At 64.8% G+C, this 25912-nt stretch carries 29 protein-coding genes and 1 pseudogene; 17 read left to right on the top strand and 13 right to left on the bottom strand.

What is annotated here, in order from left to right; genetic code table 11:
- Positions 1-2 precede the first annotated feature (2 nt).
- The gene (locus ACZYSP_RS27290; RefSeq protein ID WP_489017687.1) at positions 3-992 is read right to left on the bottom strand and encodes a tripartite tricarboxylate transporter substrate-binding protein; all 990 of its coding nucleotides are present in this window, start codon (positions 990-992) and stop codon (positions 3-5) included.
- A 120-nt stretch (positions 993-1112) separates the two neighbouring features.
- Between ACZYSP_RS27290 and ACZYSP_RS27285 the strand changes: the two genes are divergently transcribed.
- Positions 1113-2081: a LysR family transcriptional regulator gene (locus ACZYSP_RS27285; RefSeq protein ID WP_489017685.1), complete on the top strand. Its 969-nt coding sequence runs from the start codon at positions 1113-1115 to the stop codon at positions 2079-2081.
- On the opposite strand, the gene ACZYSP_RS27280 is transcribed toward ACZYSP_RS27285, so the two are convergent.
- The 5 genes from ACZYSP_RS27280 to ACZYSP_RS27260 form a co-directional block, all read right to left on the bottom strand.
- The gene (locus ACZYSP_RS27280; protein ID WP_489017683.1) at positions 2078-2788 is read right to left on the bottom strand and encodes an HD domain-containing protein; all 711 of its coding nucleotides are present in this window, start codon (positions 2786-2788) and stop codon (positions 2078-2080) included. The genes ACZYSP_RS27285 and ACZYSP_RS27280 overlap by 4 nt on opposite strands.
- A 61-nt stretch (positions 2789-2849) precedes the next feature.
- Positions 2850-3305 carry a carboxymuconolactone decarboxylase family protein gene (locus ACZYSP_RS27275; protein ID WP_489017681.1) on the bottom strand — a complete coding sequence of 152 codons (456 nt, stop codon included), beginning with the start codon at positions 3303-3305 and terminating at the stop codon, positions 2850-2852.
- Between the two features lie 21 nt (positions 3306-3326).
- Positions 3327-3749: a cupin domain-containing protein gene (locus ACZYSP_RS27270; protein WP_479618955.1), complete on the bottom strand. Its 423-nt coding sequence runs from the start codon at positions 3747-3749 to the stop codon at positions 3327-3329.
- A 42-nt stretch (positions 3750-3791) separates the two neighbouring features.
- On the bottom strand, positions 3792-4442 hold the full coding sequence (locus ACZYSP_RS27265; protein ID WP_489017727.1) for a nitroreductase: 651 nt from the start codon (positions 4440-4442) through the stop codon (positions 3792-3794).
- Between the two features lie 305 nt (positions 4443-4747).
- Positions 4748-5725, bottom strand: coding sequence for a GlxA family transcriptional regulator (locus ACZYSP_RS27260; protein WP_489017678.1), 978 nt, complete (start codon positions 5723-5725; stop codon positions 4748-4750).
- 106 nt (positions 5726-5831) lie between these two features.
- Here ACZYSP_RS27260 and ACZYSP_RS27255 point away from each other — a divergent pair, with 106 nt between their 5' ends.
- Entirely contained in the window at positions 5832-6470 is a 639-nt protein-coding gene (locus ACZYSP_RS27255; protein ID WP_489017677.1) for an HD domain-containing protein, read from the top strand.
- Between the two features lie 366 nt (positions 6471-6836).
- Positions 6837-7400, top strand: coding sequence for a hypothetical protein (locus tag ACZYSP_RS27250; RefSeq protein WP_489017675.1), 564 nt, complete (start codon positions 6837-6839; stop codon positions 7398-7400).
- A 57-nt stretch (positions 7401-7457) separates the two neighbouring features.
- Here ACZYSP_RS27250 and ACZYSP_RS27245 read toward each other — a convergent pair.
- A pseudogene (locus tag ACZYSP_RS27245) lies at positions 7458-7631 on the bottom strand (hypothetical protein); the annotation flags it as partial.
- 54 nt (positions 7632-7685) lie between these two features.
- Entirely contained in the window at positions 7686-8195 is a 510-nt protein-coding gene (locus ACZYSP_RS27240; RefSeq protein ID WP_093058073.1) for a DUF1993 domain-containing protein, read from the bottom strand.
- Between the two features lie 276 nt (positions 8196-8471).
- Here ACZYSP_RS27240 and ACZYSP_RS27235 point away from each other — a divergent pair, with 276 nt between their 5' ends.
- The 7 genes from ACZYSP_RS27235 to ACZYSP_RS27205 all read left to right on the top strand — a co-directional run bounded on the left by ACZYSP_RS27235 (position 8472) and on the right by ACZYSP_RS27205 (position 13913).
- Positions 8472-9632, top strand: a complete 1161-nt coding sequence (locus ACZYSP_RS27235; protein ID WP_354339586.1) for an IS30 family transposase — start codon at positions 8472-8474, stop codon at positions 9630-9632.
- A 95-nt stretch (positions 9633-9727) separates the two neighbouring features.
- On the top strand, positions 9728-10351 hold the full coding sequence (locus ACZYSP_RS27230; protein ID WP_489017672.1) for a DUF938 domain-containing protein: 624 nt from the start codon (positions 9728-9730) through the stop codon (positions 10349-10351).
- A gap of 16 nt (positions 10352-10367) precedes the next feature.
- Positions 10368-10583 (top strand): hypothetical protein, encoded by a 216-nt coding sequence (locus ACZYSP_RS27225; protein WP_489017670.1) that lies wholly within the window; start codon positions 10368-10370, stop codon positions 10581-10583.
- 71 nt (positions 10584-10654) lie between these two features.
- Entirely contained in the window at positions 10655-12331 is a 1677-nt protein-coding gene (locus ACZYSP_RS27220; protein WP_489017668.1) for a tannase/feruloyl esterase family alpha/beta hydrolase, read from the top strand.
- A 193-nt stretch (positions 12332-12524) separates the two neighbouring features.
- Entirely contained in the window at positions 12525-12815 is a 291-nt protein-coding gene (locus ACZYSP_RS27215) for an HU family DNA-binding protein (RefSeq protein WP_093058078.1), read from the top strand.
- A gap of 121 nt (positions 12816-12936) precedes the next feature.
- Entirely contained in the window at positions 12937-13464 is a 528-nt protein-coding gene (locus ACZYSP_RS27210; RefSeq protein ID WP_489017665.1) for a C40 family peptidase, read from the top strand.
- A gap of 11 nt (positions 13465-13475) precedes the next feature.
- Positions 13476-13913: a YcxB family protein gene (locus ACZYSP_RS27205; RefSeq protein WP_489017663.1), complete on the top strand. Its 438-nt coding sequence runs from the start codon at positions 13476-13478 to the stop codon at positions 13911-13913.
- 122 nt (positions 13914-14035) lie between these two features.
- Here ACZYSP_RS27205 and ACZYSP_RS27200 read toward each other — a convergent pair whose 3' ends face one another.
- From ACZYSP_RS27200 to ACZYSP_RS27180, 5 genes are all read right to left on the bottom strand, one after another.
- The gene (locus ACZYSP_RS27200; protein ID WP_489017725.1) at positions 14036-14665 is read right to left on the bottom strand and encodes a DUF2894 domain-containing protein; all 630 of its coding nucleotides are present in this window, start codon (positions 14663-14665) and stop codon (positions 14036-14038) included.
- 28 nt (positions 14666-14693) lie between these two features.
- On the bottom strand, positions 14694-15344 hold the full coding sequence (locus ACZYSP_RS27195) for an OmpA family protein (RefSeq protein ID WP_093058182.1): 651 nt from the start codon (positions 15342-15344) through the stop codon (positions 14694-14696).
- Complete coding sequence (locus ACZYSP_RS27190) at positions 15344-17701, bottom strand: DUF802 domain-containing protein (protein WP_489017661.1); 2358 nt, start codon at positions 17699-17701, stop codon at positions 15344-15346. The genes ACZYSP_RS27195 and ACZYSP_RS27190 overlap by 1 nt, the downstream gene beginning before the upstream one ends.
- Positions 17698-18432, bottom strand: a complete 735-nt coding sequence (locus tag ACZYSP_RS27185) for a DUF3348 domain-containing protein (protein WP_489017659.1) — start codon at positions 18430-18432, stop codon at positions 17698-17700. The genes ACZYSP_RS27190 and ACZYSP_RS27185 overlap by 4 nt, the downstream gene beginning before the upstream one ends.
- A 124-nt stretch (positions 18433-18556) precedes the next feature.
- Positions 18557-19807: an FAD-dependent oxidoreductase gene (locus tag ACZYSP_RS27180; RefSeq protein ID WP_489017657.1), complete on the bottom strand. Its 1251-nt coding sequence runs from the start codon at positions 19805-19807 to the stop codon at positions 18557-18559.
- Positions 19808-20022: 215 nt separating this feature from the next.
- Between ACZYSP_RS27180 and ACZYSP_RS27175 the strand changes: the two genes are divergently transcribed.
- The 7 genes from ACZYSP_RS27175 to ACZYSP_RS27145 all read left to right on the top strand — a co-directional run bounded on the left by ACZYSP_RS27175 (position 20023) and on the right by ACZYSP_RS27145 (position 25886).
- Complete coding sequence (locus tag ACZYSP_RS27175) at positions 20023-22098, top strand: carbon starvation CstA family protein (protein WP_489017655.1); 2076 nt, start codon at positions 20023-20025, stop codon at positions 22096-22098.
- 4 nt (positions 22099-22102) lie between these two features.
- Positions 22103-22309: a YbdD/YjiX family protein gene (locus ACZYSP_RS27170; protein WP_093058085.1), complete on the top strand. Its 207-nt coding sequence runs from the start codon at positions 22103-22105 to the stop codon at positions 22307-22309.
- Positions 22310-22421: 112 nt separating this feature from the next.
- Positions 22422-22844, top strand: coding sequence for a sel1 repeat family protein (locus ACZYSP_RS27165; RefSeq protein ID WP_489017652.1), 423 nt, complete (start codon positions 22422-22424; stop codon positions 22842-22844).
- Positions 22845-22943: 99 nt separating this feature from the next.
- Positions 22944-23636, top strand: coding sequence for a hypothetical protein (locus ACZYSP_RS27160; protein ID WP_354339252.1), 693 nt, complete (start codon positions 22944-22946; stop codon positions 23634-23636).
- Between the two features lie 22 nt (positions 23637-23658).
- The gene (locus tag ACZYSP_RS27155) at positions 23659-24321 is read left to right on the top strand and encodes a phosphoribosyltransferase (RefSeq protein ID WP_489017649.1); all 663 of its coding nucleotides are present in this window, start codon (positions 23659-23661) and stop codon (positions 24319-24321) included.
- On the top strand, positions 24312-25085 hold the full coding sequence (locus tag ACZYSP_RS27150; protein WP_489017647.1) for a hypothetical protein: 774 nt from the start codon (positions 24312-24314) through the stop codon (positions 25083-25085). Before ACZYSP_RS27155 ends, ACZYSP_RS27150 begins: the two co-directional genes overlap by 10 nt.
- Before the next feature lie 66 nt (positions 25086-25151).
- The gene (locus tag ACZYSP_RS27145; protein ID WP_489017645.1) at positions 25152-25886 is read left to right on the top strand and encodes a hypothetical protein; all 735 of its coding nucleotides are present in this window, start codon (positions 25152-25154) and stop codon (positions 25884-25886) included.
- Positions 25887-25912 lie beyond the last annotated feature (26 nt).

The following is a 25912-nucleotide window of genomic DNA, read 5'->3' as shown; positions in this document are numbered from 1 at the left end:
GGTCACTCCTCTGATGTGAAGCCGGAGGCCCGCACGACCGGACCCCATTTGTCGCGTTCGGTCCGGATGTGGCTTTCGTAGGCCTTGGGCGTGAGCGTGAACAGCTCCATCCCGACCTCCTCGAAGCCCGCCACCAGGGCCGGGTCCTTGCTGGCCGCGAGCACGTCGTCGTACAGCTTCTTCTCCACGGCTTCGGGTGTGCCGGGGGGAGCGAAGACACCGTAGGATTCGACGCCGGTGATCGCGGGGTAGCCCTGCTCGGCGAAGGTCGGAACGCCAGGCATGGCGCGCGAGCGCTTGTCGCCGCTCACGGCCAGGATGCGCAGTTTGCCGCTCTGCAGGTACGGCAGGAAGTCGGCGACAAAGCCCAGGTACGCGGGGATCTGACCACCGAGCAGGTCGTTCATGGCCGGCGCCGAACCCCGGTAGCCCACGTGCTGCAGTTTGAGCGCCGCCGCCTCGGACAACTGGAAACCCAGAAAGTGCGCCATGGAGCCCGCCGCCGGCGACGCGAACATAGCGCGGCTGGGAGCCTGTTGCGCCCACCGCACGTAGTCGACGAGGGTCTTGACGGTCGCGGGGACGGCGTTGCTGACGGCCAGGGCACAGGTCGCCGAGACGACCGGTGTGATGGGCACGAAATCGGCCGCCGCGTCGTACGCAAGCTTCGTGTAGACGTGCGGGTAGATGCTGAGCGCCGAGGTGTGCGTGCACAGCAGGGTGTTGCCGTCCGCGCGCTCGCGCTTGAGCTGTGCGTTGGCCAGGCGGCCCGCGCCGCCGGGCCGGTTGTCGACGATGGTGGTGATGCCTTGCTTGCGCCATGCCTCGGCCACGCGGCGCGCAGTCTGGTCCAGCGTGCCTCCTGCGGGGTAACCCACGATGATCCGTCGCGGCGGCGCCGGGGCTTGCGCCCAGCCCATGGTCGGCAGTGCCGAGGTGGCCAGCGTGGCGAGACCGAGGGCACCGAAGCGCCGGCGTGAGAGTGGGTTCATGGGGGGCTCCGCGAGGTTGCAAGGGGTTGAGGGCTCCATGATCGTCATCCGTCGCCATGAACGGAATCGCCCGTTTTGCAAGAGCACAATGCACGCCGTGCAATATCGGAGACGCGCACCATGAGCATCGGACGCATCGACCTGAACCTCATCAAGGTGTTCGACGCGGTCTATGAAGACCGCAACCTGCTGCGTGCGGGAAAGCGCCTGAACCTGAGCCAGTCGGCAGTCAGCCACGCGCTCACGCGCTTGCGCGAGGTAGTGGGCGACGAGCTGTTCGTCCGCACGTCCAAGGGCATGGTGCCCACGGCACGGTCAGCGGCGATGGCCGACGGGCTGCGCGACTCGTTGCGCCGGATCGAGGCCACGCTGGGGGTGGAGCCCTTCGACCCGGGCAAGTCCACACGCCGCTTCGCGGTGGCCGCCAACGACCACCTGACGGCGGTGATGGTGGCGGAGCTGAGCCGGCTCATGGCGGTGGAGGCCCCCGGCATCGACCTCGTGGTCCGGCCGTCCACGCGCCTCGATCTCGCCGAGCAGATCGACGTCGGCAAGATCGACATCGCCGTGGGCATCTTCGCGCAGGTGCCGTCGCGCCTGAGCGCGCGGACCTTGATGACGCAGGGCGAGATGATCGTCATGCGCAAGGGGCACCCGGCTTCTCGCCGCAAGGTGGCACTGCGCGACCTGGCGCGCTATCCCTTGGTGACGGTGTCTGTGGGCGGCCAGGAGGAGGGCGCCGTCGGCGGCTTCATCCTGGAGCGTGGCCTGGCGCGGCAGGCCGAGATGTTCGACCGCCATGCGCTCGAAGAGGCGTTGTCGGCCGAGGGCCTGGCGCCGCGGTATCGCACGACCGTCCCGCATTCCCTGGCGATTCCGGCCTTGCTACGCGGCTCCGACATGTTGTCCATGATGCCGTCGTCGCTGGCGCGCAGTCTGGCAGGTGCGGGCGAGTTGCTGGTGCGCGAGCCGCCCTATCCAACCGCGCTGTCCACGTTCCGCGCGGTCTGGCACAGCCGCAATGACCACGACCCCGCGCAGGTGTGGCTGCAGGAAAGCATCGCGCGGGTGGCGCAACAGGTGGCCTAGCCATTTGCCGGGGGGTGTGGGTGGTCGTGGTGCGGGCAGCCGCCTGCCGCCTGGCAGCCCGTTCGGCGGGTCCAGTCCGAAGCCAGGATGATGCTGCACATGTCCATGCGCTGGAAGGCGGGGTCCTTGAAAGCCAGGACATCGTCGTTGAAGGTGCCGAAGGTGCTGAGCGGGCGGTGTTGCATGCCTTCGTAGAAGGCGTCGATGATGCCCTGCGCGAAGTCTGCTTCCCGCGGAGAGGCGGCGACCACGGCCGCGCGCTGGGCCTCGGAAAACTGGTCGTAGCCGCGGCCCGCCACGTCCATGCCTGCCCCGGCCTGGACCAGTGCGATCTCCGGGCGCATGAACTGCGGTATGCCCGGCGTGGTGTGCAACGCAACGGCGTTCCAGACGGTCTCGATGTCGGCATCGCGCACGCCGTGGCCCCGCAGGAATTCCCGTGCGGCATTCGCACCGTCCACTTCGAAACGCAGCTGGCTGTCGCGGTAACGTGCGGTGAGGCCGATGTCGTGGAACATCGACGCCGCGTAGAGCAGCTCCGGATCGAAGCTCAAGCCTGTGCGGGCCCCGGTCAGGTAGCCCCAGCAATACACGCGCACGGAGTGGTGGAAGAGCAGATCGCTCTCGGTGTCGCGGATGAACTGGGTCATCTCCCGCGCGAGCTGGCTGTCGGGTATGTACACCCCAGGGATGGCTGAGTGCGTCATGGCGTGGTCCTTGTGCTGGTGGATGTCGCTTGTGCGTGCGCGCCGCTACAGTGGCCCCGCATCACAGGGCGGCCAGGGCCTGGGGCGTGTTGCGAAACGCGATCGCCATCCGGTTGTAGGTGTTCATCAGACCGATGGCGATCGTCAGGTCCACGAGTTCGGGCTCGCCGAGCACGGAACGAGCGGCGGCGAAATCGCTGTCGGGCACGCCGGTCTCTGCCACGCGGGTCACCGATTCAGCCCAGGCCAGAGCAGCGCGCTCATGCGCGTCGAAGAGCGCGCCTGCCTCGCGCCATGCTTGCAGCAGGGCGATCTTTTCGATGGGCTGGCCCTTCTTCAGCAGATCGCGCGTGTGCATGTCCAGGCAGTAGGCGCAGTTGTTGATTTGGGAAACGCGCAGGTACACCAGGTCGACGAGAACAGGCGACAGGCTGCTCTTCGAGATGTACCCATACACGCCGCCCAGCGCCTTGACGCCAGCCGGGGCGACCGTGTTGTAGTCGATGCGGTTGCTCATGGTCGTGATCCTCTTGGTCGGTTAATGAATGGGGGTGGTGAGTGCCGTGTCGTCGCTGTCCACGACGAACACCGCCAGCAGTTTTGCGGGCCGGGTCTTGCTGGCATTCCTGCTGACGGTGTGCCGTGCGCCGGGAGGTTCATAGAAACTGTCTCCAGCACGCAGGATCTGCCTGGGGCCTTCATTCACCTGCGACTCGATGGCGCCCGAGACCACGTAGCCGTAGATGAACGCGGACTTCGCGTGCACATGGGAGGGCGAACCGGCGCCGGGCGCGTAGTCGACGACCACGGCAACCAGCGACTTTCCGGGAATGTTCGCAATCTGCTGCTGTAACGCGGGCGTGACTTTTTCGCCCGCGCCGTGTGCGTTCGCGGCAGGGGTCGTCAACAAGCCGGTCGCTCCGGCGGTGAGCGTGATGGCGAGCAGCCAGGAAGCATGCATGGAGCTTCTCCTTGAAAAAATGATGGGTGGCGTTGCAGGGGTTCAGCCGGCGAACCCGAGGATCTGTGCGAAATCCTGCAAGCGAACCCGGGGCATGGCAGCCCGGTTCACCGGGGCCTGCGTGTCCCCGTATCCCATGGACATGCCGAACGCGGTGATCTCTTCCTGCGGCATCTGCAGATACGACGCAATCGGCTCGTGGAACTGCGCGAAGGCCACCTGGGGGCAGGTGTCGATGCCGCGTGCCTTGGCCGCGAGCATCACGGTCTGCGCGAACAGGCCGAGGTCGATCCAGCTGTGTGGCTTCAACCGGCGGTCGATGCTGAAGATGAGGCCGACCGGGGCGCCGAAGAAGGCGTAGTTGCGCTCGGTCTGGCGCGTGCGCGCAGCGGTGTCGGAGCGTTCGATGCCGAGCGATGCGTAGTAGCGGGCACCGAAGTCCTGCAGCCGGTTGCGAAACATGTCGGGCAAGGGTTCAGGGAAATGCGCCGGTGCTGGCGCAACGCCGGCGCGTGACGCGGTGACCAGCGCATGGGTCAAGCCGTCCTTCACCTCGCCACTGACCACGTACACGCGCCAGGGCTGGATGTTGGCGCCACTGGGGGCGCAGGCTGCCTCGGTCAGGATCTCCTCCACGGCTTCCCGAGGAAGAGGGCTGGCTTTGAATGCGCGCGTGGCCCGGCGCGAACGCACGACGCAAGAAACGCATGCTGCGGTGGTTTCTGGCGACCATGGCGCAGCGATGGCGCTCGGGACGTCGCGGTGTTGGGTGAGGGTTTCAGTCATCGTGTTCTCTTCGTGATCGCTTGGAGAAACGCGATCTTCGAGGAGATCCGACTTGAATGGAATTGATGTGTTTGCAGTTGCATATTGCACGCAATGCACTGCGCAGACCGGCATCTGGGGGGCCACCGAACTGCGGATCTACACCGACCTCAGCGCCCGCAGGGCGAATCCAAGCCGAGAGCAACGACGTCTGAAGCCCCGGCCGGAGTTGATCACCGTGGGATAGCGGCGAATCGCTTGCGGTACTCTGCGGGCGTGACGCCGACTTGCCGTATGAACGCTCTGCGCAAGACGTCCGCATCGGAGAACCCGCAGCTCGCCGCAACCTGCTTGGGCGCCAAGTCTCCCTGCTCCAGCAGGCGACGCGCGGTGCCTACGCGCACTTCTTCCACCCAAGTCGCCGGCGTGATCCCCACCGCCACGCGAAACAGCCTCGAAAGGTGTCGAGGACTCAAATGCATGCGTTCGGCCAGGCGTGCGACGCTGTGATCGAGCGCGGGTTGCGCGGCGACCCAACGCTGCAGATCCTGCAGCGCCGCCCGACCGACAGGCGCAGCTGTGCCTTGCCTGCTGAACTGCACCTGGCCGCCGGGCCGCTTGAAGAACATGACAAGCTGGCTCGCGACCCGGATCGCGATGTCATGCCCGAGATCTTCTTCTACCAACGAAAGTGCCAGGTCGAGCCCCGCGGTGACGCCAGCAGCCGTGCGTAGCCGCCCGTCGCGCACATGAATGGCATCCTTCTCGACCACCACGTCAGGGAATCGCTCGCTGAGCTGCTCGGCCACGGCCCAGTGTGTGGTGACCCGCTTTCCGCTCAACAAGCCGGCTGCCGCGAGGACGAAAGCGCCACTGCAGACAGATCCGTAGCGTCTCGTGCCCGGCGCACTTTGCCTGAGCCAGTCGAGCACCTTGCCAGACACCGGCAGTTCAACGGGGTTCGGGCAGCCAGCGACGAGCAAGGTGTCGATGGGTTCGTCAGCGTCTTGGTTGATGGTCCAGTCCGGCATCAATCGCACGCCGGACGAACTGCGCAGGGGACCCGAGGCAGCGGCGGCGACGACCAGTCGGTACACCTCCCGCTGCGCCTGCGTATTCGCTTCGGCAAAGACGTCCAGCGGACCCGACACATCGAGAAGCTGCACACCCGGAAATGCCAGCAGCACGATCGTCTTCAACTTCTTGGTCACCGATGGCCGCTCCGGTCTTGAAATGTCTTAAATCGACGTGCCACGCTGATTTAAGACGTGGCACGACGATCCTATCCTTCTTCAGACCACTCAGCGAAGGAACCCCATGTCATCCGCCCAAGACGCCGCCATCCCCGACTCCACGCTGGCGAGAGCCATCACGGAGTTCATTCGCGACAACGAAACGGACTTGCTCTTCAACCATTCGAGTCGCGTGTACCAATTCGGTGCACTGGCCGGCGTCAAGCGCGGCCTGAAGTTCGACCGCGAGCTGCTCTATGCCGGTGCAATGTTCCATGACATCGGTCTGGTGCCGGGCTACAGCAGCCAGGATGAGCGCTTCGAGGTAGACGGGGCACATGCTGCCCGCGCCTTCCTGCGCAGCCACGGCATCCCTGAGCAGGACGCCTACACCGTGTGGACCGCCATCGCGCTCCATACGACGCCCGGTGTGCCACAGCACATGCATCCTGTCGTCGCGCTGGTGACCGCCGGCGTCGAGATGGATGTGCTGGGACTGACATACGCTGACTATTCGGAAGCTGAACGCCACGCGGTAACAAGCGCATTCCCGCGCACTGCCAGGTTCAAGGAGGACATCATCCAGGCCTTCTACGACGGTATCAAGCACAAGCCCGGCTCGACATTCGGCAACGTCAAGGCAGACGTCATGGCCGACAAGGAGCCGCACTTCCATCGTGGGAACTTTTGCAGCGCGATCCGCTGCTCGCATTGGCACGGCTAAGTTTCCTAGCCTCTCGCTCTGTCACTTGCACATAACGGCACGTTGGGAACTATCGCCGATGGAGTCGTGTTCATGATCGCCGCCCGTTGATCAAGGTGGCAAGGCTGCCTCGCGGGTAGCAGCAGCTCAGGGATGACGCGCCCACCTATCGGTTGTGGCGCTCACAGATCGAGCGGATGCGCCCCTCAGTCTGGCCTGCACGCCTGGCTATCTCGCGAATGCACAACCATTCATTTCATTTGCATCTTTTACTCAGGGCAAATCAGCCGGCGCATCATGCCTTGTGCATGTCGTATTGATGCACTTTGGGTCTCGGCTCGACCCACCGGCCGCTCCGGTATCCAACTACTTCAATTGGAGACCCAAATGAAAAAATTCATTCCCAGCGCCATCGCCAGCCTCCTGATCGCAGGGGCAATCTTGCCGGCCGCCGCCAAGGAGAAAGTCGTCGACCGGAGCATCACGGAAGCGGAAGTCCTGGGGGCCCAGCAGGCCTGGTGCAAGGCGCTGGTCGACATCAGCGCTGCGAATTCCAGCGGAGGGCAGCCGGCCGCCAGGGCGCTGGCCGAGAAGGTCATCGACAGCGCTTACGCCTACCAACTGGGCGCAGTGCTGTTCAAGCCGACGCTCACGACATCGCCGCAGACCTTCCGCACCGCTCGCGACGGCGCGCTGGCGTACTTCGTGGGCGGCAACCCTGCCTTTCCCAACGACACCGGCTTCGCCCTGAAGGGCTGGACTAAATGCGAGATTGCCAACACTGCCGTACTCATCCACGGCGACGTGGCCAGCACGCTGGGTAACGTGCTGTTCACTGACCCGGACGGCAAGGTCACCACGGTCGACAAGACCTGGACTTTCGTGAAGGACGGTGCCGGCAAGCTGCGCATCGTCGTGCATCACTCGTCGCTGCCGTACGCTGGCCGTTGAACACCGCGTTCGAGTGCCGGCAGGCCCAGGCTCTAGGGCGGCGCCTACAAGGCGCCTTCATCGGGTGATGAAGGCCCTTCGGAGGACCGTCATTGGTGGCTCAAAGGCGCGAATCGGTGGCAGCACGACATCGTAGCGCTCGACCTGCACCGTGGTGAATTGCCCCACGCAACCCTGCGCCAGTGATGAGGTGCCGATGTCGCGCGTCAACACATTGGGGTTGCCGTGCACGTTTGCACTTCGAGCGGCAGTGGCCAGAGTGGCCGAACGCCTGTCTGTCTTGGGTCAGTAGGCACCCATGTAGTCGCGCTTGCCGATCTCCATACCGTTGTGACGCAAGATGGCATAGGTGGTGGTCACGTGGAAGAAAAACTGCGGCAGTCCATAGTGCAAAAGATATGCGCTTGCGGTCAGCTTCTTTTCCTTGGGGGTGCCGGGGCGCAATACGATCTCGCGGCTTTCGCTGGAATCAAATTGCTCAGGCTTGAAGGAGCCGATATGGGCCAAAGCTTTGGCGATCAACGCTTGCAGGTCGGCGAAGCTGACCTCGGTGTCGGGCCAGGACGGCACCTCGGCACCAGCCAGGCGGGAGGCAATGCCCTTGGAGAAGTCTGCGGCGATCTGTACCTGACGTACCAGCGGAAACATGTCAGGGAACAGCCGCGCCTGCAGCAGCGCATTTGGATCGATATTTCTTTGCGTCGCCTGGTCTTCGGCCTTCTTGAGCACGTCGGACAGGGCGCGCAGCATCTGCTGCATGACGGGAACGGAGGCGTTGTACAGCGGGCTAGTCATGGTGAGTTCACTTCAAAAATTGGGCACGATGGCCGGAGTTGGCGTGGCAGGGGCCCTGCCGACCATGTAAGGCTAACAGCACAGGGCGAACTGAATCGCCCCGGCTTTTGTGGCTAGCTTTTCTTCCCGCTGGTAGTCGGAGCAGCCGCGTTGAAGGGCAGTTCACTGGCAAGAAGCGGACGTCAATTGCAGACGCACGACAGACCGCGATCGCTGGCGGATTCAACCGGTCGATGCAACACACTAACCACCGCATAGGCGGAAGGAGTGTTGCAGATGAAGCGGCGACCAAGAATCTACTATTCAGGCAGTCAGAAGGCACTGATGTGGGAGCGCTGGAAGCAAGGCTGGACGTTGCATGAGATCGGCAAACTCTTCGATCGGCCTCACACGTCGATCCATCGAATACTTGCGGAAACGGGCGGATTCCGGCCGCCTCAGCGATCGCGCGCATCGACTGCATTGACGTTGGCCGAGCGCGAGGAGATCTCGCGGGCGATGGTGGCAGGCGAGTCGATTCGATCCACTGCAGCGCGACTGGGGCGAGCACCATCGACGATCAGTCGAGAGATCAAGCGCAACGGTGGTAGCGATGGCTACCGTGCCAGCCTGGCCGATGAAGCGACTTGGGATCGAGCGCGACGTCCCAAGCGTTGCAAGCTGAGTGAGAACCGCACATTGGCTCGCATCGTGATGGACAAGCTGCGCGTGCTTTGGTCGCCGGAACAGATCGCAGGTTGGCTCCGGCATACTTATCCGTGCGACGAGAGCCACCACGTGTCACACGAGACCATCTACCGCAGTCTGTTCATTCAAGCGCGTGGCGCCTTGAAGAAAGAGTTGTTGGAGCACCTGCGGCGCACCCGTGGAATGCGCCGGTCACGCCACTACACGCAGAAGACGGCAATTCACGGGAAGATCGTCGATGCTGTTTCGATCAGTGAGCGGCCCGCCTGCGTTGAAGACCGAGCAGTGCCTGGTCACTGGGAGGGCGACCTGGTCTTTGGCAGTGGCAACAGCCAGATCGCGACATTGGTTGAACGTCAAACGCGATACGTGATGTTGGTGAAGCTGGATGGAAAGGACTCGCAGACGGTCGTCAATGCACTCATCAAGAACGCCCGCAAACTGCCGCAGGAGCTCTACAAGTCACTGACTTGGGATCGAGGCACGGAGATGCACGCGCACAAGAAATTCACGATGGCCACCGACATCCGGGTCTACTTCTGCGATCCGCAAAGCCCATGGCAACGCGGAAGCAACGAGAACACCAATGGCTTGCTTAGGCAGTACATGCCCAAGGGCGTGAGCCTCGCAGGCTTCTCACAGCGCCAGCTCAACGCGATCGCGAGACAATTGAACGAGAGGCCGCGCAAGACGCTCGGTTTCCAGACACCCGCTGAGATGTTCAGCGAATGTGTTGCATCGACCGGTTGAATCCGCCCTGCAATGCAGACATCGTCGACCGACCGGCAAGCATTCGATATCCTTACCCCAGTGTTTTCAAGCTTTCTCATCCAGGTACTACTCGAATGTCAGACCTTCTCTACAGCCCTGCAGCCGACCGCAACAAGCAGCCCATCCTCGATGCATTGACTCGCATCCTCGGCGAGCATGGCACCGTGCTGGAGATCGCATCTGGAACAGGCCAGCACGCCGCCTTGTTCGCCGCAGCAATGTCTCAATGGATCTGGCAACCCACCGACGCGGATGCCCGCATGCTCCCCACACTCGCAAGCCGAGTCGCAGAAGCCGAGCTACCCAATCTCCGCCCACCACTCCCACTCGATGTGATGGCCCCTCAATGGCCATCGCAGGGCCCCGCGTTCACCCAAGAAGAGAAGTTCGACGCGATCTACTGCGCCAACATGCTGCACATCGCACCTTGGGCCACATGCGCCGCCCTGATGCAAGGGGCCGCGCGGCATCTGCTTCCTGGCGGGTTGCTCATCACGTACGGGCCTTACTTCGAAGATGAAGTCCCAACGGTGCCGAGCAACCTGGCATTCGACGAAGACTTGCGCGCCCGAAATCCCGCATGGGGAATTCGTCGCATTGAGGACGTAACAGCAGAGGCGAACCGATCAGGTCTCACGTTGCGCGAGCGGCATGCGATGCCCGCGAACAACTTGCTGTTGGTCTTCGGCTTCCAGTGAATACAGCGTACGCGCCATGAACGTAGCTCTTCGGATTCTTTTCATCGCCGCAGGCGCACTGCTGCTTGGATTCATTTCAAACGTCATCCTGGTCGCCATCGGCCATTGGCATGAAATGAACGTGGCACGCAGTGAGTACGATCTCTCCGATTCCTTCATGATCGCCATATTCGTGCAGGCACTTTGTGTCGTTGCCGGTGGGTTGATTGGCAATCGGCTGTACCGGCGGTAGCGCGGCCAATGGCTCAACATGCGGCCCGGGCGCATTGCCGCCCGTTCGACAACAACTCAGACAGGCGACAAATGGCAACTCCAGATTCCCGCAGGCGCAGCGCATCGTTCAGCCTGGCCGCATTGGCCACCGCAGCCGCACTCGCCGGATGCGCCTCTGTCAGCGAGCCCGCAATCACGCCCGCCCAGACGGCCCAGGCGCAAGCCGCATGCACGGCGCTGCAAGACATGAAGATCGCGGCCTCCGCCATCGGCAAGCCGAGCTCGGGCGCTGTCGTTCAATCTGCGAGCTTCGTCCCCGCCAATGCCGCGGACAACCCCAATGGCGAGTACTGCGCGGTCAAGGGCGTCGTGCTACCCGTCAGTGCATCGGCGCCCAGCCTCGAGTTCCAGGTCAACCTTCCCACCGCATGGAACCGCCGTGCGCTGCAGATGGGCGGTGGCGGCTATGACGGCACGCTCGTCACCGGCCTGGGCGCCTACACCGCGCAGCCCAACGGCACACCCAACGCGCTGCGCCAGGGCTATGCCACGCTGGGCAGCGACGGTGGGCACAAGGGCACGGGCAACTTCGACGGCAATTTCGCGCTGAACGAAGAGGCGCTTCTCAACTACGGCCAACAGTCGGTGAAGAAAACGCACGACGTGGCGCTGGAGATCATCCGGCAGCGCTATGGTGCGGCGCCACGGCGCTTTTATTTCATTGGTGGATCGCAGGGCGGGCACGAGGCGCTCGATGCCGCGGCGCGCTATGCCGCCGACTACGACGGGGCCATTGCCAACTACCCGGCGTACAACATCACGATGCTGCAACTGGCGTCGCTGCATGTCGGCAAGGCGCTGTATGCCAATGGCGGCGCGGGCTGGATGAACCCGGCCAAGAAGACGCTGCTCGTCAACGCGGTGTATGCCGCCTGCGACGGGCTCGATGGCGCCAAGGACGGGATCATCGGCAATGTCGCGGCCTGCAACGTGGTCTTCAACATCGACAAGGTGAAGGCCACGCTGCGTTGCGTTGGTGGCGTGGACAACGGCGACTTCTGCCTGTCTGATGCGCAGATCGCGGCCGTGCGGCAGATCGCATCGCCCTATGACGCGGGGTTTGCGGTTGCGGGACAGCAGGTGTTTCCGCGCTGGCCGGTGCTCGAAGGTGCGGTGTTCTCGGTGTCGTCGTTTGGCGCATCGCGCGTGCCATCGAACCCGCCGGCCACCACCGATGCGTTGCTGTTCTCCATTGGTGCGGCGCACGCCAAGTATTTCGCCACGCGCAACCCGTCGCTCGATGCGCTTCGCTACGAGCCGGCGCGCTACAGGGCACGGTTGCAGCAGCTGGGCAGCATCACCGACGTGACGACGGTGAGCCTCGAAGCCTTCCGCGCCAGGGGCGGCAAGCTGATCCTCACGCATGGCACGGCGGACGATTTCATCAGCCCTTACAACACCGAGGACTACTACCGCCGCCAGGTCGCCGCCTTCGGCCAGGCGGGTGTCGATTCATTCATTCGCTTCTACAGCGTGCCGGGCTTCGGCCACGGCATGGGGCCGTACCGGCTCGGCTACGACGGGCTCGCGGTGCTCGACAACTGGGTCGAGAAGGGGCAGGCGCCTGAAACGATTCCCTCGGTCGACAACAACCAGAACGCCAACCGCTCGCGGCCGATGTGCCGTTGGCCGGCATGGCCGATGTTCACGGGGGCGGCGGGTGCTTCGATGAACGACGCGGCTAACTTCAGCTGCAGGGCGTCCTGACATCGTTGGTACTTTCCATCGGGTTTTGTGCTCGAGTTTCGTGCACCATCGTGCATCGATCACGATGTTTCACTTTTGAAACGCATGCGTGTCTCGATCCCCCGGTGGGGCGTTTAAAGTTCGAGCCCGGTGCGTTTTCGCGTCACGGACTTTTCCCCCAACCGTTTTACTGATTGAAGAAAGAACCCCCGTTTTGAACAAGACCGACCTCATCGCCGCTATCGCCACGGACACGAACCTCAGCAAGGCTGACGCCGCCCGCGCGCTCGACTCCGCCATCGACAACCTGTCGCGCGCCCTCGCCAGCGGCGACACGGTACAACTGATCGGCTTCGGCACTTTCGCCGTTGCAAGCCGCCCCGAGCGCACGGGCCGCAACCCGTCGACCGGCGAGCCGATGACCATCAAGGCCAGCAAGGCGCCCAAGTTCACCGCCGGCAAGGCGCTGAAAGACGCTGTCAACACGCCTGCAGCAGGCCAGTAAGCGCTTTTTCTTCCCTCCGTTGCGTCGGCGCAGCAGCGCGGGCCTCGGAGGGCCTCATCTTCAGGAAGCCGTCACATTCCGCGCTAGAGTTCGTGCACGTTCACGAGCTCAGCCATCCGACATGTACGACGCGCCTGTGCCAACAACGCAACAATCCCGCACATTGCAGCAGTGGCTGCTTCGGCTCCTTTTCACGGGGGCCTGCCTTCTGGTTCTGGGCTGTGCAAGCCCATCGGGGCCACGACAAGGGCCGGGGCCCGCCGTCAGCAGCACGTTGACGGACGAACAATCGAACAGCATCGCAATTCACGCGCTCGGCCTTGTAGGCACGCCGTACCGCTATGGTGGCAACACGCCTGATGGCGGCTTCGATTGCAGCGGGCTCATCGGGTACGTGTATCTCAACAGCGTGGGCGAATCGCCGCCGCGCACCGTGGCGCGGATGAGCGGCTTCGGCAGCCCGGTGTCGATGTCCGAGCTTCGCACGGGCGATCTCGTGCTCTTCGGCTCATCCACGCCGTCGCATGCGGGCATCTATGTGGGCGGAGGGCGCTTCGTGCATGCGCCATCGACTGGCGGCGTGGTGCGGCTTGATCGGCTGGATGGCGTGTATTGGTCGCGCCAGACGGTGCAGGCGCGGCGGCCTTGAGTCCGGCAAGCATGTCGGCAGCATCGTTCACCCTCACTCCGACAGACTTCGCGCGCCTTCAGAAGGTCGTCGGACGCCGCGTTGGCCGCAAGCCGGGTTTGTCGTCCACCCTGTTCATGTTGCGCGCGGCGGTATGGGTGGGCGTCGGATTACTGGTCGCGGCGTACGTGCGCGTGCTGGACGACTACGTCGAACTGCCGCATCTCCGGTTCATGGCGTACCTTGTGATGATCGTCTTCCTGCTGCTGGTGTCGCTGCCCCATGTTTCCCAGGCGCTCTGGCGCAAGCACATGTTCGCCCCCAATGGCACGTTTCTCTCGCCCCAGACCGTCAGCATCACGGACAGCGCGCTGACGATCCAGTCCGCAACGATGCGGTCAGAACTTCTGTGGGCGGGCTTCATGGCCCCGCGAGGAAGACGACGTGAACCACTATCTCTTTACCGATGAGATGCAGGCGGTCGTGCTTCCTCGTTCCGCCGTTGCATCGTTTGCCGACGAGTTCGAGCGCCTGACTTCGCATCTGAAGAACAAGCCCTGAGGTGAGGGCTCCGCTTCGGTTGACTCCGGCCTCAGCTGGCCTTGCCGCGACCGCTCTTCTTCGGGCTTTCGGCGCGCGGGCTCGCCGCACTTGCTGCTGCAGCAGCGCCATTCAACTGATCGACCCACGACAGAGCATCGACATACGACATGAACCGGTTCAGGTACTCCGGCGAGAGGTCGCGCATCAGCGTGAGCGAGCGGTGCACGAGGTGATGCGAGTTGAGGGGGCCGGCGTTCTCGGGCACCTTTGCCAGTGACTGCGTCAGACGCCGGTCGGCGCTGAGCTTGGACCAGGTGCTCTTGAAGTAGCGGATCGACTTCAGCTCGGTGGAGGGCGACGAGGCAGAAGAGGTGGCGGGCGTCGCCTTGCCTGTTGCGGCCGGGCTGTCATCCATGACCGGCGCGTGCTGGGCGATGTGGTCGATGAGTTCGGCGAGCGCGCCACGTTCAGGTGTTGCTGCTTGCGGCTTCGCAACGTCCGCAGGCGCTGCTTTCTGAAGATCCTCGCCATACGCCACCAGCAGTGCGACCACCTTGTCGTCGAGCATGCGCCGCGCGTCACCGCCGTGCGCAGTCGCGCGCCTGGCCATCGCCTCGATGACACGAAAGCGCACAGGGTCGAAGCGCTGATCGCCACGCGCAAGCGCCGCGGCGACCATCGCGCCGGTGTCGCGGCAAGTCTCTTGATCAGTCACGGGGCTTCGTGTTGGCGTTGGAAGGGCGCGGCGTGGGCGCCATCTCCACACGCCGGTTCTTCGAGCGCCCGTCGGCATCTGCATTCGACGCCACTGCCTGCTCGGAGCCGAATGCGGCCGCAAAGATCGACGACGACGGAATGCCGGCCTCTATCAACGCGCGCGTCACCGTCAGCGCACGCTGGGCCGACAGCTCCCAGTTGTCTGCAAACTGGCGCGCGTTGTCGCGCATCTGCCGGTCGTCGGTGAAGCCGCTCACCATCAGGATCTCGTCTCGCGACTTGAGGTACGCGGTCAGCGGTGCGGCAAGGCTTTTCAGCAGTTGGCGGCCTTCGGGCTGCAGCTCCGCGGAGTTGAAGGCAAACAGCACGCTGCCGTTGATGCCGATGCGTCCGTTGGCCAGCGTCACGCGGCCGGCCGCGAGCGGCCCTGCAAGGGCCTGTTCGAGCGTCTGCAGGCGCTTGGCCTCGGCCTGCCGTTGCTTGACTTCAGTTTCCAGCTTCGACGCAAGCTCCAGCTGCATGCCCAGCGCGCACACCAGGATGAGCACAAAGGCCCCGAGCAGGCCGGCCATCAGGTCGCCGAACACCGCCCACACCGGCACGCCCGGCTCGTCGAAGCTGGCGTCGAGCTCTTCGCGCATCATGCTTCGCTGTCCACCGGCGCTTGCTGCTGCCTGCTGGCGATCTGCTGCATGTCTTCGACGATCTGCTTCTGCGACATGATGCTCAGGTCGATCACTTCACGGGCCTGCGCCACGTAGTAGGCCAACTGTTCATCGCTGCGCGCAATGGATTTGCCCAGCGCGCCTTCGATGCGCTGCAGGTGGCCCACGAGCTTGTCGTTCGACTGGCTGAACATCTGCACTGCGAGGCCGAAGGCTTCACCCAGGCTGGCCACTTCGACGGCGCTGCCGGTGATCTGCGCGGCAACGGCGGCCATCTTCTCGGACTCGGCATCGGCCTTTTCAGTGAAGCGGCTGCCGACGCGCTCCAGCAGGTCCGCCGATGCGGACACCAGCGTGTCGATGGCTGTGCGCTGTTCGGTGGACGCGTGGTTCACTGCATCGAGCAGGGTGGCCAGCGTTTCGAGGATGCGGCTGCGTTCCTCCAGCATTGCGTTGTCGCGCGTCATGCTGTCGGCGAGTTTCTGGCGCAGCTCGGTCACCACTTCGGCTGCGGCCCGCGGTGCTTCTGCAGCGGCTTGCAGGAGCTGCGCGATTTCGGCGACGGTGTTCTTCGCATGCGCCTCGTTCTGTGCCGTCATGTCGCGTGCGGTCTGCGCCACTGTGTCGAAGAGCTGCTGCTGCTGGCTTGCGTTGTGTGCGTTGACCTGCTGCCATTCCTGTTGCAGCGAGGCTGCCATGGCCGTGAGCGATTGCGTCCATGCCGAGAGGCGTTGCTCGTCGCGCGATGCCATCTGGGACATTACTTCGGCCGCGGCCTGCGGTGCTTCGGCTGCGGCTTGCAGTAGCTGGGCGATCTCTGCGACGGTGCTCTTCGCATGCGCTTCGGTCTGCGCGGACATGTCGCGCGCGGTCTGCGCCATGGTGTCGAGCAGCTGTTGCTGCTGGCTTGCGTTGTGCGCGCCGGCTTGTTGCCATTGCTCTTGCAGCGACGCGGCCATGGCCGTGAGCGATTGCGTCCACGCCGAGAGGCGTTGCTCGTCGCGCGATGCCATGTCGGTCTGCAGCTTTGTGTGCGCCTGGTCCACGGTGCTCAGTAGCGAGGCCGAGTGCTGCTCGAAAGTGGCGGCTGCGGCTGACAGGGCCTGGTGCGAATCGCCCGACAGCTTCTCGCTGACGCGCTGATGCTGCGCGAGCGCGTTGCCCCAGGTGTCCGACACGCTGCTCACGGTGCTTTCGAGGCGGGCGGAAACGCTGTCTACCAGCGCGGCTGAGCGCTGTTCGAAGGTCTGCGCGAAATGGTCGTGCGAGCCGCGCAGGTCTTGCGACAGCGCTTCGGTCGTGCGCTGGTGTTCGGCGAGCGCGGTCTTCCAGGTGTCTGCCACGCGGGTGGTGGTGGCCTCGAAGCGGCTCGAGAGGCCATCGAGCTGCTGTTGCACGGTTTGCGAAATGGTGTCGTGCAGCGTGGCGGTTTCGCGTGCGATGCCGGCCATGGTGGCCTCGACGACAGGCTGTATCGCCGCGCTGGCGACGCGTGCGCTTTCGGTCAGGCTCTGCTTCAGCGACTGGTCGACGGAAGTGGCGAGGCTGCCGTACACGGCTTCGGCCTTGCTGTGGAAGCGGTCCTGGCTGCTGACGAGGCGTTCGTTCAGCGCCTGGGTCTGCCGCTCCATCGCGTGCATCATGGCCTGCAGCTGGCCGACCAGCTCGGGCATGGCGTGGGCCTGCTGCTGCAGCAGCTTGAACGACTCTTCACGCTGATGGCTGAGCGAGAAGACGCGCAGTACGGTCGCGATCTTCGTGTCGAGCATCTGCCCGGCCTGCAGCCGCTCGCGCCGGCTCAGTGCCGAGGCAAGGCCCAGCATGGCCGATGCGGCCACGCCTGCAACCGAGGTGCCGAAGGCAAGGCCCAGGCCCTTCACGGGGGCGGAGAGCGAATCGCGAATGGTCTGCAGGTCGGTCGAGCTCTCCAGCGCCAGGCCGGTGCCCTTGAGCGTGACCACCATGCCCACGAAGGTGCCGAGCATGCCAAGCAACACGAGGAAGCCGGCAAGGTAGGGCGTCATCGCCGGGCCGGGCAGGCCGACGCGCTCGCCCTCGATACGCAGGCGCACGGCGTTCTGCAGCGAAGGGTGCAGCTGGCCGAGCCATGTGCCGAGGCTCTCGGGCGGGGAAGAGAGGTCTGCCACGGCATGCGTCAGCGTGGCCGTGGCCTGCTGAAAGCGGTGCAGCTCCAGCGCGCCCATGATGTAGAACGCGCCGACGATCACGGTAACGGCCAGCGCCAGCGGGTTCGTGCCGATGTATCCGGCGCCCACCCAGCCAACGACGGCCAGGCCTGCGACAAAGACAGCGTATTGAAGGAATCGGGTCATGTAGTTCTGGTGGCCTGGGTGCGAAGGGCTTCGAGCAGCCCTTCGACCGGTTGAAATCGAAAGTCCAGTTCGGCGAGCAGCACGTCCTGGGCGTCCTTGCGGAACACGGCCAGCCACGCTTCGTCGGGCTGGGCACCGTTGTCTTTATCTGTCTCTGGTTCGCCGTCCGGCAGGTCCGGCACGTCGGGTGCCTGGCTGGCCTTGCGCAGGCGCTCGAAGTGCTTTTCGAGGATGCCCGGCACGGCCGACAGCAGGCTGTGCTCTCGCGCCTCCAGCACCTGCGCCATGACCACGTCCACGGACGCGAGCCGGGCCATGGACGGCGACTTTGCCGCCAGCGCCGAGCGCAGCCGGCTGCGCAAAGAGCCGACGCCTGCTTCCATCGCCTGTTGCCGGGCGAGGTAGCGCCGGCGATAGGGGGTGAAGTCGGGCGTTGCGTCCTTGCTGGTGCCGAAGGTGGTGTCTTCGACGATGGCGTTTGCCAGCGCGGTTCGCACGCGTTGGCATTCGCTTTCTTCGGTGTTGCGGGGAGCGCGCGTACTGGCCTGTGTTGTTGCCGGTGCGCCATCGAGCGCTGCGGACAGCGAGATGGCATCGGTCCAGCCGAACCACTGGCTCAATCGGTCAGCGGTGGGTTGCGCGGGTTCGCGAGCGTCGATGTCGGTCAGTCGTGAAAGCAAGCGAATGAGCGCCGAGCCGTTGAAACCTGTGCGCCTTGAAACTTGCCCCATAACCTCCTGAACGCGCTTGAACGCACCTCTTCGAAAAACCTCGCAGTCTACAACAGGGCCCTCTCTCGAAGGCCTGCCTGGCGGCCTCGCCCGGCCTCGGCTGTGTAACGAAATGCCAGCTTTTTCATTTTGTGCGCAGCGAAGTTACGTGCTCGGGCCGCACGCCCATTCCCACGGCCCGTGCCGGGAGCCTGCGTAGGAGCGGCCAGCGTGCGAGCAGCCGCAGCGGCCAGGGCACGTGCCCAACCGTGGCCGTCAGCTCGCCGTGGAGCACTGGCATCAGCACTCGGTCTTGTATGAGGCGCTGCACGGCCTGCGTCACGCGCACGGGCCATTCCCTGCGGCGCTGCAGCTGGGGCAGCAGGGTGTCGATCTCCTTCTCGGTCGCTGTGCCGGCCAGCGCAGTGGCCAGCAGGTTCGCGGCAGCCACGGCGTCCTGCACGGCGAGGTTGATGCCGACGCCGCCCACCGGCGACATCGCATGCGCGGCGTCGCCGATGCACAGCAGCCCGCGGCATGACCAGGCCTCGAGGCGGTCGACCGTCACTTCGAGCAGCTTCACCGCGTCCCAATCGGGCAGCGCCTCAGGCAGCCGCGCGGCGAGAAAGGGCGCGATCTTGCCGATCGCTTCATGGAATGCCCCGATGCCCCGGGCCTGCAGCGCATCGTGGCCGCCCTTGGGTATCACGAAGGCGCATTGCCAGTAGTCGCCGCGGTTCAGCGTCACCAGAAAACGCCCACCCGCGACGTGGCCCGCGGTGGCCGATGGGTCACCGGCCTGCCTGGGAATGGCCATCCACAGCACGTCGATGGGCGCGCCATAGCTGATGTGCGGCAGCGCGGCGGCATCGCGCAGCGCGGAGTGCCGCCCGTCGGCCGCCACCACCAGCGAGGCGTGCAGCTCGACATCCTGCGGCTGGCCCGCGCGGCGGCCGCGCCGCACCTTCACGCCGTTGACGCGGCCCTTGTCTTGCAGCAGGCCGATGGCCTCGGCATCTGTCCACAGTTCGAAGCCCGGGTAGCGCCGGGCCTCGTCGCACATGAAGTCCAGAAACTCCCACTGCGGCATCAGCACGAGAAACCTGCTGTGCGCAGGCAGGTGCGTGAAGTCGGCCACTGGGATGCTGCGGCCCTCTATGGTGGCGCGCAGTTCCTCGATGCGGTCGTGCGGGCGCTGCAAAAAGGCTTCGAGCAGGCCCAGCTCGTGCAATATCTCCAGCGTGGACGGATGCACCGTGTCGCCGCGAAAGTCGCGCAGAAAGTCGAGATGCTTTTCCAGCACGACGACGGGCACGCCGGCCCGGGCCAGCAGAAGGCCCAGCACCATGCCGGCAGGACCGCCACCTGCGATGCAGCAGCGTGGTTGTGTGTCCATGGCTTCTATCTTTTCGCTCCCTGATGACGGGCTCGATCTTCGCGCGTGGTCCGGTTCATGCATGTAGGCCCGCAGGCATTGCACAGCGGCCCGGCGCTTGCCGTATCCGGGTTTTCCATTACGCAAAGCCACGCGCCCGCCCTGCGCAGTCCGACGGATGCGCCCGCGCCGCAGCCCGGCAAAACTCCTCGGGTCAATAACGAGGAGACATCCGCATGCACAGCATCCGACGCCATCTGGTGTGGCTGGTCGTGGCCGTGGTCGGCGCTTTCGCGCTAGGCACCGTGGCCCTGACCCGAGGCGAAAGCGTCAACGCCCTCTGGGTGGTGGCCGCCGCGATCTGCACCTACCTGATCGCCTACCGCTACTACAGCCTCTTCATCGCCGACAAGGTGCTGGGCCTGGACGGCAACCGCAAGACGCCGGCGCACCGCCACAACGACGGCCTCGACTACGTGCCGACCGACAAGAACGTGCTGTTCGGCCACCACTTCGCGGCCATCGCAGGGGCCGGTCCGCTGGTGGGCCCGGTGCTCGCCGCGCAGATGGGCTACCTGCCCGGCCTGCTGTGGATCCTGGCCGGCGTGGTGTTCGCCGGTGCGGTGCAGGACTTCATCATCCTGTTCATTTCCACGCGGCGCGACGGCCGCTCGCTGGGCGACCTAGTCAAGCAGGAGATGGGCGTGGTGCCCGGCATGATCGCGCTGTTCGGCACCTTCATGATCATGATCATCATCCTCGCGGTGCTGGCGCTGATCGTGGTGAAGGCGCTGGCCGAATCGCCGTGGGGCACCTTCACGGTGGCTGCGACGATTCCGGTGGCGCTGTTCATGGGCGTGTACCTGCGCTACATCCGACCGGGGCGCATCGGCGAGGTGTCGCTGATCGGCTTCGTGCTGCTGATGCTCGCCATCTTCGGCGGGCAGGCCGTGAGCCAGAGCGCCGAATGGGCGCCGCTCTTCACCTTCGACGGCAAGGCGCTCACGTGGATGCTGGTGGGCTACGGCTTCATCGCCGCGAGCCTGCCTGTGTGGCTGCTGCTGGCGCCGCGTGACTACCTGTCGACCTTCTTGAAGATCGGCACGATCATCGCGCTGGCCATCGGCATCGTGTTCGTGATGCCCACGCTGCAGATGCCGTCCATCACGCAGTTCGCGCAGGGCAACGGCCCGGTGTGGTCGGGCAGCCTGTTCCCGTTTCTCTTCATCACCATCGCCTGCGGCGCGGTGTCGGGCTTTCATGCGCTGATCTCCTCGGGCACCACGCCCAAGATGCTCGACAACGAGCGCCACGCGCGCTTCATCGGCTACGGCGGCATGCTGGCCGAATCGTTCGTTGCGGTGATGGCGCTGGTTGCGGCCTCGTGCATCGAGCCGGGCATTTACTTTGCGATGAACAGCCCCGGCGCGCTGGTCGGAACGACCGCGCAGCAGGTGGCTGCCACGGTGTCGAGCTGGGGCTTCGTGATCACGCCCGAGATGCTGGTGCAGACCGCGAAGGACGTTGGCGAAACCACCATCCTCGGCCGCGCAGGCGGCGCACCGACGCTGGCCGTGGGCATGGCCCACATCCTCCACCAGGTGATCGGCGGGCAAGCCATGATGGCCTTCTGGTACCACTTCGCGATTCTGTTCGAGGCGCTGTTCATCCTCACGGCTGTGGATGCCGGCACCCGCGCGGGCCGCTTCATGCTGCAAGACCTGCTGGGCAGCTTCGTGCCCGCGCTCAAGCGCACCGATTCGCTGCCGGCCAACCTCGTTGCCACGGCGCTGTGCGTCGCGGCCTGGGGCTACTTCCTGTACCAGGGCGTGGTCGATCCGTTGGGCGGCATCAACACGCTGTGGCCGCTGTTCGGCATCTCCAACCAGATGCTGGCCGCCGTGGCGCTGATGCTGGGCGTGGTCGTGCTGTTCCGCATGAAGCGCGAGCGCTATGCGTGGGTGGCCATTGCGCCGGCAGCATGGCTGCTGGCGTGCACGCTCACGGCCGGCTGGCAGAAGATCTTCTCGGCCGACCCGAAGATCGGTTTTCTCTCGCACGCCGCGAAGTACACCGACGGCATCGCCAACGGCGTGCTGGTTGCACCGGCCAAGACGCCCGAAGCCATGTCGCGCATCGTGTTCAACGACCGTCTCGACGCGGCGCTGTGCGCGCTCTTCATCTTCGTGGTGCTGAGCGTGCTGGTGTACAGCATCAAGGCCTGCCTCGCGGCGCGCGCGGCCAACCGGCCGACCACCAAAGAGACGCCGTTCGAGCCCGTGGGCGCAGCAGCCGCAACGGCTGCCCACTGACGCCATGGGCCTCGCATTGCCGGAAGCCGGGCGCTACTTTGCGCGCTCGCTCAAGCAGTCGCTGCGGCTCATGGTCGGGCTGCCCGACTACGACGCCTACCTGACGCACATGGCGGCCACCCACCCTGACCGGCCGCCGATGAGCTACGAGGCCTTCTTCCGCGAGCGGCTGGAGGCGCGCTACGGGGCAGGCAAGGGGCGCTGCTGCTGAGCGAGAAGCCCCCAGGCTCAGGCCATGCCTGAGCCCGCCTGCGCTAATTCCAGCTTCTTTCTTCGGCGCCGCGGCGCGACGATGTCTCCAACGTCACTCGTGGAGAACATCGATGCCATCCGAACTCAACCAGATCACCGGCTTGTCGCTGCGCTGGCGCGTCCTGCTGTCGGGCGTGCTGCTGCTGGCGGCGGCGATCAGTGCGGCGCATCCGTCGTCGAATGCGGGCGTCGAGCTGCAGTCGGAGCAGCGCTTTCAACTGGCCCTTGAGGCACAGGCCGCGCGCGACTATCGCTCGATGCTCGAGGAGCTGCGCCAGGCGGCCAACGAAGGCCACGCCGAGGCGCAGGAGATGCTCGGCATGGTGCTGATGACCGGCCCCGCGCTCTACGGCACGGCCGTGAAGGCCGATCGCTGCGAAGCGGGCATGTGGATGCGCCGCGCGGCGGTGCAGGGCAGCGAAACGGCGAAGGTGCAGCTGACCTTTCTGAACCGGCTGCGCGCCTCGCCCGCGGGGAAGAACGCCTGTGGCTGAATGCGTAGTGCCTGATCGCGGCCATGCTTGCGCACTGGTCGCACAATGGCGCGTGGCGACGAGGGCATGCTGTCGCCCTCGACACAAGGACCGTCCTCCATGCGCAACGTGCTCGATTTCAGTTCCTGGCAAGGCCTGCTCACGACCCTGATGGGCCTGGTGCTGGTGTCTGTCGTGGCGGTCGGCATACGCCTGCTCGTGATGCACAGCGTGCAGCAGCGGCGCGAACGCCAGAACCGGCAGATCAACGAGCGGTTGAAGACGCTCATCGCGGCTTACAAGGTGCTGGGTGGTTCGTTCACCGGCGACCTTGCCGTTGACCCCAGCCATCTGCGTGAGCTTCGGCAACGTGCCGGGGCTGCGGCGGCAGAGGATGCGGCTGCTCATGCAGACGTGTCCGCATCGGACCGCCGTCGCCGCATCCGCGATGCAGTGGAAGCCGCGCTGTCCGACGTGATCCTGCTGGGCACCGAGACGCACGTGCGCCTCGCCGCCAAGGCGGCCAGCGACATGGTTGCGGGCCGCACGGTCGAGACTGCAGAACTGGTTGTGGCACTGCGAACATTCATCCGCGACGTGCTAGACCTCGATCCAGTCCCTGCAGAACTGGGCATTCCCAGGCAGGGCCCCGTGCGGGCGAAAGGCACGCCTGCGCGTGGTGATCGTGGCGAAGGGGCCGGCGGTGGACGAGGCGGTGGTGCCAAAGGCGGCGGTGGTGGCGGCGGCGCGGGGATGCGGTCCGAGACCGTTCTTGAAAGCAACGACGCCCACGCGCCGGGCAACCGCGAATGAAGCGCGAACGAAGAGGGATGCGATGTTCAAGGATCGCTCCGATGCCGGCCGGCAACTGGCGTTATTGCTGAGCCAGTACCGCGATGCACAGCGCTGCATCGTGCTCGCACTGCCGCGAGGTGGCGTGCCAGTAGGTGCCGAAGTGGCACGCGCGTTGCACCTGCCGCTCGACGTGCTGGTCGTGCGCAAACTAGGCCTGCCCGGCCATGAGGAATACGCCGCCGGCGCCATTGCAGTCGGCGGCATTCGCGTGACGGGCGAAGAAGCGCCTGGTATGGCGCGCACATTGAAACGGGAGCAGCGCGAACTGCAGCGGCGCGAGCGCGAATACCGGGGCGATCGCGCGCCGCTCGACCTGCATGGCATGACGGCTCTGCTGGTCGACGATGGACTCGCAACCGGCTTGTCGATGCGCGCAGCGGTGATTGCTGCAAGGGCACTTGGTGCGGTCTCGGTCATCGTGACCGTACCCCTGGGCAGTGCGTTCGCGTGCCATGCGCTGCAGACACCGGCCGACCCGTCAGCGCTGACCGGCATCGGCAGCATGAGCCCCGCCATGACCCATGCCGACGAGGTGGTGTGCCTGCACACGCCAGAGCCCTTCTTCGCCGTCGGTGCCTGGTACGAATCGTTCGAGGCGCCCAGCGACGAAGAGGTGCGGCAGACGCTGGCGCAATGGCGCTGATGATCTTTCTTTCCCGACGCCTCTGCACCGTAGACTCCTGCGTCACCAACGAGTGGAGCGGAGTGATGGTCCAGAGAGAAGTACACAACGAGGGAGTGGGGCGCAGCGCCTTCCGCTTTGCAATGCGTGCGGGAGCATTGATTTCATGCGTGGCGCTGCTGGTTGCTACTGCCTTGGCGCTGGCAGGCTGCGCATCGCATGACCCGAATCTCAAGCGCATCTCCGGGGATTCCATCGAACTCCACGAGAAGCTGATGTTTTCCGCCATCGCAGGCGCAGCGCCCGGCGTGCGGTACTACCACGGCTTGTTGCCCGGCACCTACAAGGCCACCATGGAAGACAAGGCCGGTCGGTACTACTTCGGCAACGGTGCCCTGCTGGTGCTTGGCGGCCAGCAGAATGCCGATGGCACTACGGAGGAGCCGCTGGCTGTGGGCGGTTTCTGGCTGGCGAAGGACAACGGCGCATATCCGCCTATGCGCCTGTTCTACCTGCCGAAGTTCCGGGATCAGGGCACGATGGTGAACGGCGTGATCGTGAACACCATTGTGCAAACTCCGGGGCTCTCGGTCGGACAGGCCGGCATTGCCGGTGCGCTGGGTGGCGCGATTGCCGGGGCGATCGTCGAGAGTGGCGCCGTGGGGTATGGCCCGAAGAACGGGGAGCCGATCTTCGTTCCGTTCAAACAGGTGCCGGATGAGAGTCTGCTCTTCACGCAAGCTGTGGCTAGCCGTACCCCGGCCAAGGCGGAAGAGGCGCGTTGAGACAGGAAGTACCTACAGGCAATGAAGAACGCACTCTCTTGACCAACGAAACCGAGTCTGGCGCCGATGCCCATCCATTCATTTGCCGCAACCGACCTCGTCTTCGATCACCAGAAACTCGGCGTGCTTCTGGTGTTTCCGACAGAGCAACTGCCTCAGGCGCGGCTTCGTCCCAGCCCGGTCGACCTCGAGGAACTCGTCGACAGCCCGCATCCCTATCTGCGTGAAATGGCCGAACAGGCCTTGCAGCGGGACAACGGAATCAAGAATGCTCTGGACGCGATCGCGAGCGAGTTCGAATTTGCTCCGCTCCCCACGCTGAAGCGATGGTGTCAGGCCAACGGCTTTGCGGCGCTTGCCTCGGAGTTAGCACAACTGCCTGTCGCGGCGGCGGAAGGCACCTTCAAATTCAAGGGCTACCTTCCGACCAGGATCGACGAATCGGCAGCAACACGCTACGCCGCGTTGCTTCTCCTCATGGCTGTGCGTGCGATCTTCTTTGGCGAGCGAAGAGGTCTGGATCAGATCGTCGGCAGCATCGAGGCCAAGGGCTGGCGCTATGCCCGTGTGCTTCCAGAAGACTCTGCGCTCGTGGTCAGCGGCTTCATGACGCTGTCCGAACATTTTTCCGATCTGGGGATGGCGACGGTGCTCCGCTCATGCGCTCAGCGAATAGTCGATGCTGTTCATCCCGAAGACAGACCTGTCGCTGCGCTCGCAATCACTTATTCGTTGCTGGTGTCGACCGGTCGTTCCGCATTGGCCAAGAATCCTCAGCTACTTCTGAAGTTCGCTAGCTGAAGAATTCAGAGCTTCTTTTCGGTCGA

The sequence above is a fragment of the Variovorax sp. F042 genome (assembly GCF_057814215.1).
Note: the sequence above shows the minus strand (reverse complement) of the source record. Positions and strands in the feature narration are given on the sequence as shown.

Excerpts from the sequence above, each read along its gene's own strand:
- ACZYSP_RS27210 (WP_489017665.1), top strand. The coding sequence starts at position 12,937 with ATGTACGACGCGCCTGTGCCAACAACGCAACAATCCCGCACATTGCAG.
- ACZYSP_RS27205 (WP_489017663.1), top strand. The coding sequence starts at position 13,476 with ATGTCGGCAGCATCGTTCACCCTCACTCCGACAGACTTCGCGCGCCTT.
- ACZYSP_RS27240 (WP_093058073.1), bottom strand. The coding sequence starts at position 8,195 with ATGACTAGCCCGCTGTACAACGCCTCCGTTCCCGTCATGCAGCAGATG.
- ACZYSP_RS27160 (WP_354339252.1), top strand. The coding sequence starts at position 22,944 with ATGCGCAACGTGCTCGATTTCAGTTCCTGGCAAGGCCTGCTCACGACC.
- ACZYSP_RS27235 (WP_354339586.1), top strand. The coding sequence starts at position 8,472 with ATGAAGCGGCGACCAAGAATCTACTATTCAGGCAGTCAGAAGGCACTG.
- ACZYSP_RS27150 (WP_489017647.1), top strand. The coding sequence starts at position 24,312 with ATGGCGCTGATGATCTTTCTTTCCCGACGCCTCTGCACCGTAGACTCC.
- ACZYSP_RS27170 (WP_093058085.1), top strand. The coding sequence starts at position 22,103 with ATGGGCCTCGCATTGCCGGAAGCCGGGCGCTACTTTGCGCGCTCGCTC.
- ACZYSP_RS27155 (WP_489017649.1), top strand. The coding sequence starts at position 23,659 with ATGTTCAAGGATCGCTCCGATGCCGGCCGGCAACTGGCGTTATTGCTG.
- ACZYSP_RS27270 (WP_479618955.1), bottom strand. The coding sequence starts at position 3,749 with ATGCATGCTTCCTGGCTGCTCGCCATCACGCTCACCGCCGGAGCGACC.
- ACZYSP_RS27230 (WP_489017672.1), top strand. The coding sequence starts at position 9,728 with ATGTCAGACCTTCTCTACAGCCCTGCAGCCGACCGCAACAAGCAGCCC.
- ACZYSP_RS27285 (WP_489017685.1), top strand. The coding sequence starts at position 1,113 with ATGAGCATCGGACGCATCGACCTGAACCTCATCAAGGTGTTCGACGCG.
- ACZYSP_RS27145 (WP_489017645.1), top strand. The coding sequence starts at position 25,152 with ATGCCCATCCATTCATTTGCCGCAACCGACCTCGTCTTCGATCACCAG.
- ACZYSP_RS27275 (WP_489017681.1), bottom strand. The coding sequence starts at position 3,305 with ATGAGCAACCGCATCGACTACAACACGGTCGCCCCGGCTGGCGTCAAG.
- ACZYSP_RS27185 (WP_489017659.1), bottom strand. The coding sequence starts at position 18,432 with ATGGGGCAAGTTTCAAGGCGCACAGGTTTCAACGGCTCGGCGCTCATT.
- ACZYSP_RS27180 (WP_489017657.1), bottom strand. The coding sequence starts at position 19,807 with ATGGACACACAACCACGCTGCTGCATCGCAGGTGGCGGTCCTGCCGGC.
- ACZYSP_RS27175 (WP_489017655.1), top strand. The coding sequence starts at position 20,023 with ATGCACAGCATCCGACGCCATCTGGTGTGGCTGGTCGTGGCCGTGGTC.
- ACZYSP_RS27280 (WP_489017683.1), bottom strand. The coding sequence starts at position 2,788 with ATGACGCACTCAGCCATCCCTGGGGTGTACATACCCGACAGCCAGCTC.
- ACZYSP_RS27290 (WP_489017687.1), bottom strand. The coding sequence starts at position 992 with ATGAACCCACTCTCACGCCGGCGCTTCGGTGCCCTCGGTCTCGCCACG.
- ACZYSP_RS27250 (WP_489017675.1), top strand. The coding sequence starts at position 6,837 with ATGAAAAAATTCATTCCCAGCGCCATCGCCAGCCTCCTGATCGCAGGG.
- ACZYSP_RS27220 (WP_489017668.1), top strand. The coding sequence starts at position 10,655 with ATGGCAACTCCAGATTCCCGCAGGCGCAGCGCATCGTTCAGCCTGGCC.
- ACZYSP_RS27165 (WP_489017652.1), top strand. The coding sequence starts at position 22,422 with ATGCCATCCGAACTCAACCAGATCACCGGCTTGTCGCTGCGCTGGCGC.
- ACZYSP_RS27190 (WP_489017661.1), bottom strand. The coding sequence starts at position 17,701 with ATGACCCGATTCCTTCAATACGCTGTCTTTGTCGCAGGCCTGGCCGTC.
- ACZYSP_RS27200 (WP_489017725.1), bottom strand. The coding sequence starts at position 14,665 with ATGGTCGCCGCGGCGCTTGCGCGTGGCGATCAGCGCTTCGACCCTGTG.
- ACZYSP_RS27195 (WP_093058182.1), bottom strand. The coding sequence starts at position 15,344 with ATGCGCGAAGAGCTCGACGCCAGCTTCGACGAGCCGGGCGTGCCGGTG.
- ACZYSP_RS27255 (WP_489017677.1), top strand. The coding sequence starts at position 5,832 with ATGTCATCCGCCCAAGACGCCGCCATCCCCGACTCCACGCTGGCGAGA.
- ACZYSP_RS27225 (WP_489017670.1), top strand. The coding sequence starts at position 10,368 with ATGAACGTAGCTCTTCGGATTCTTTTCATCGCCGCAGGCGCACTGCTG.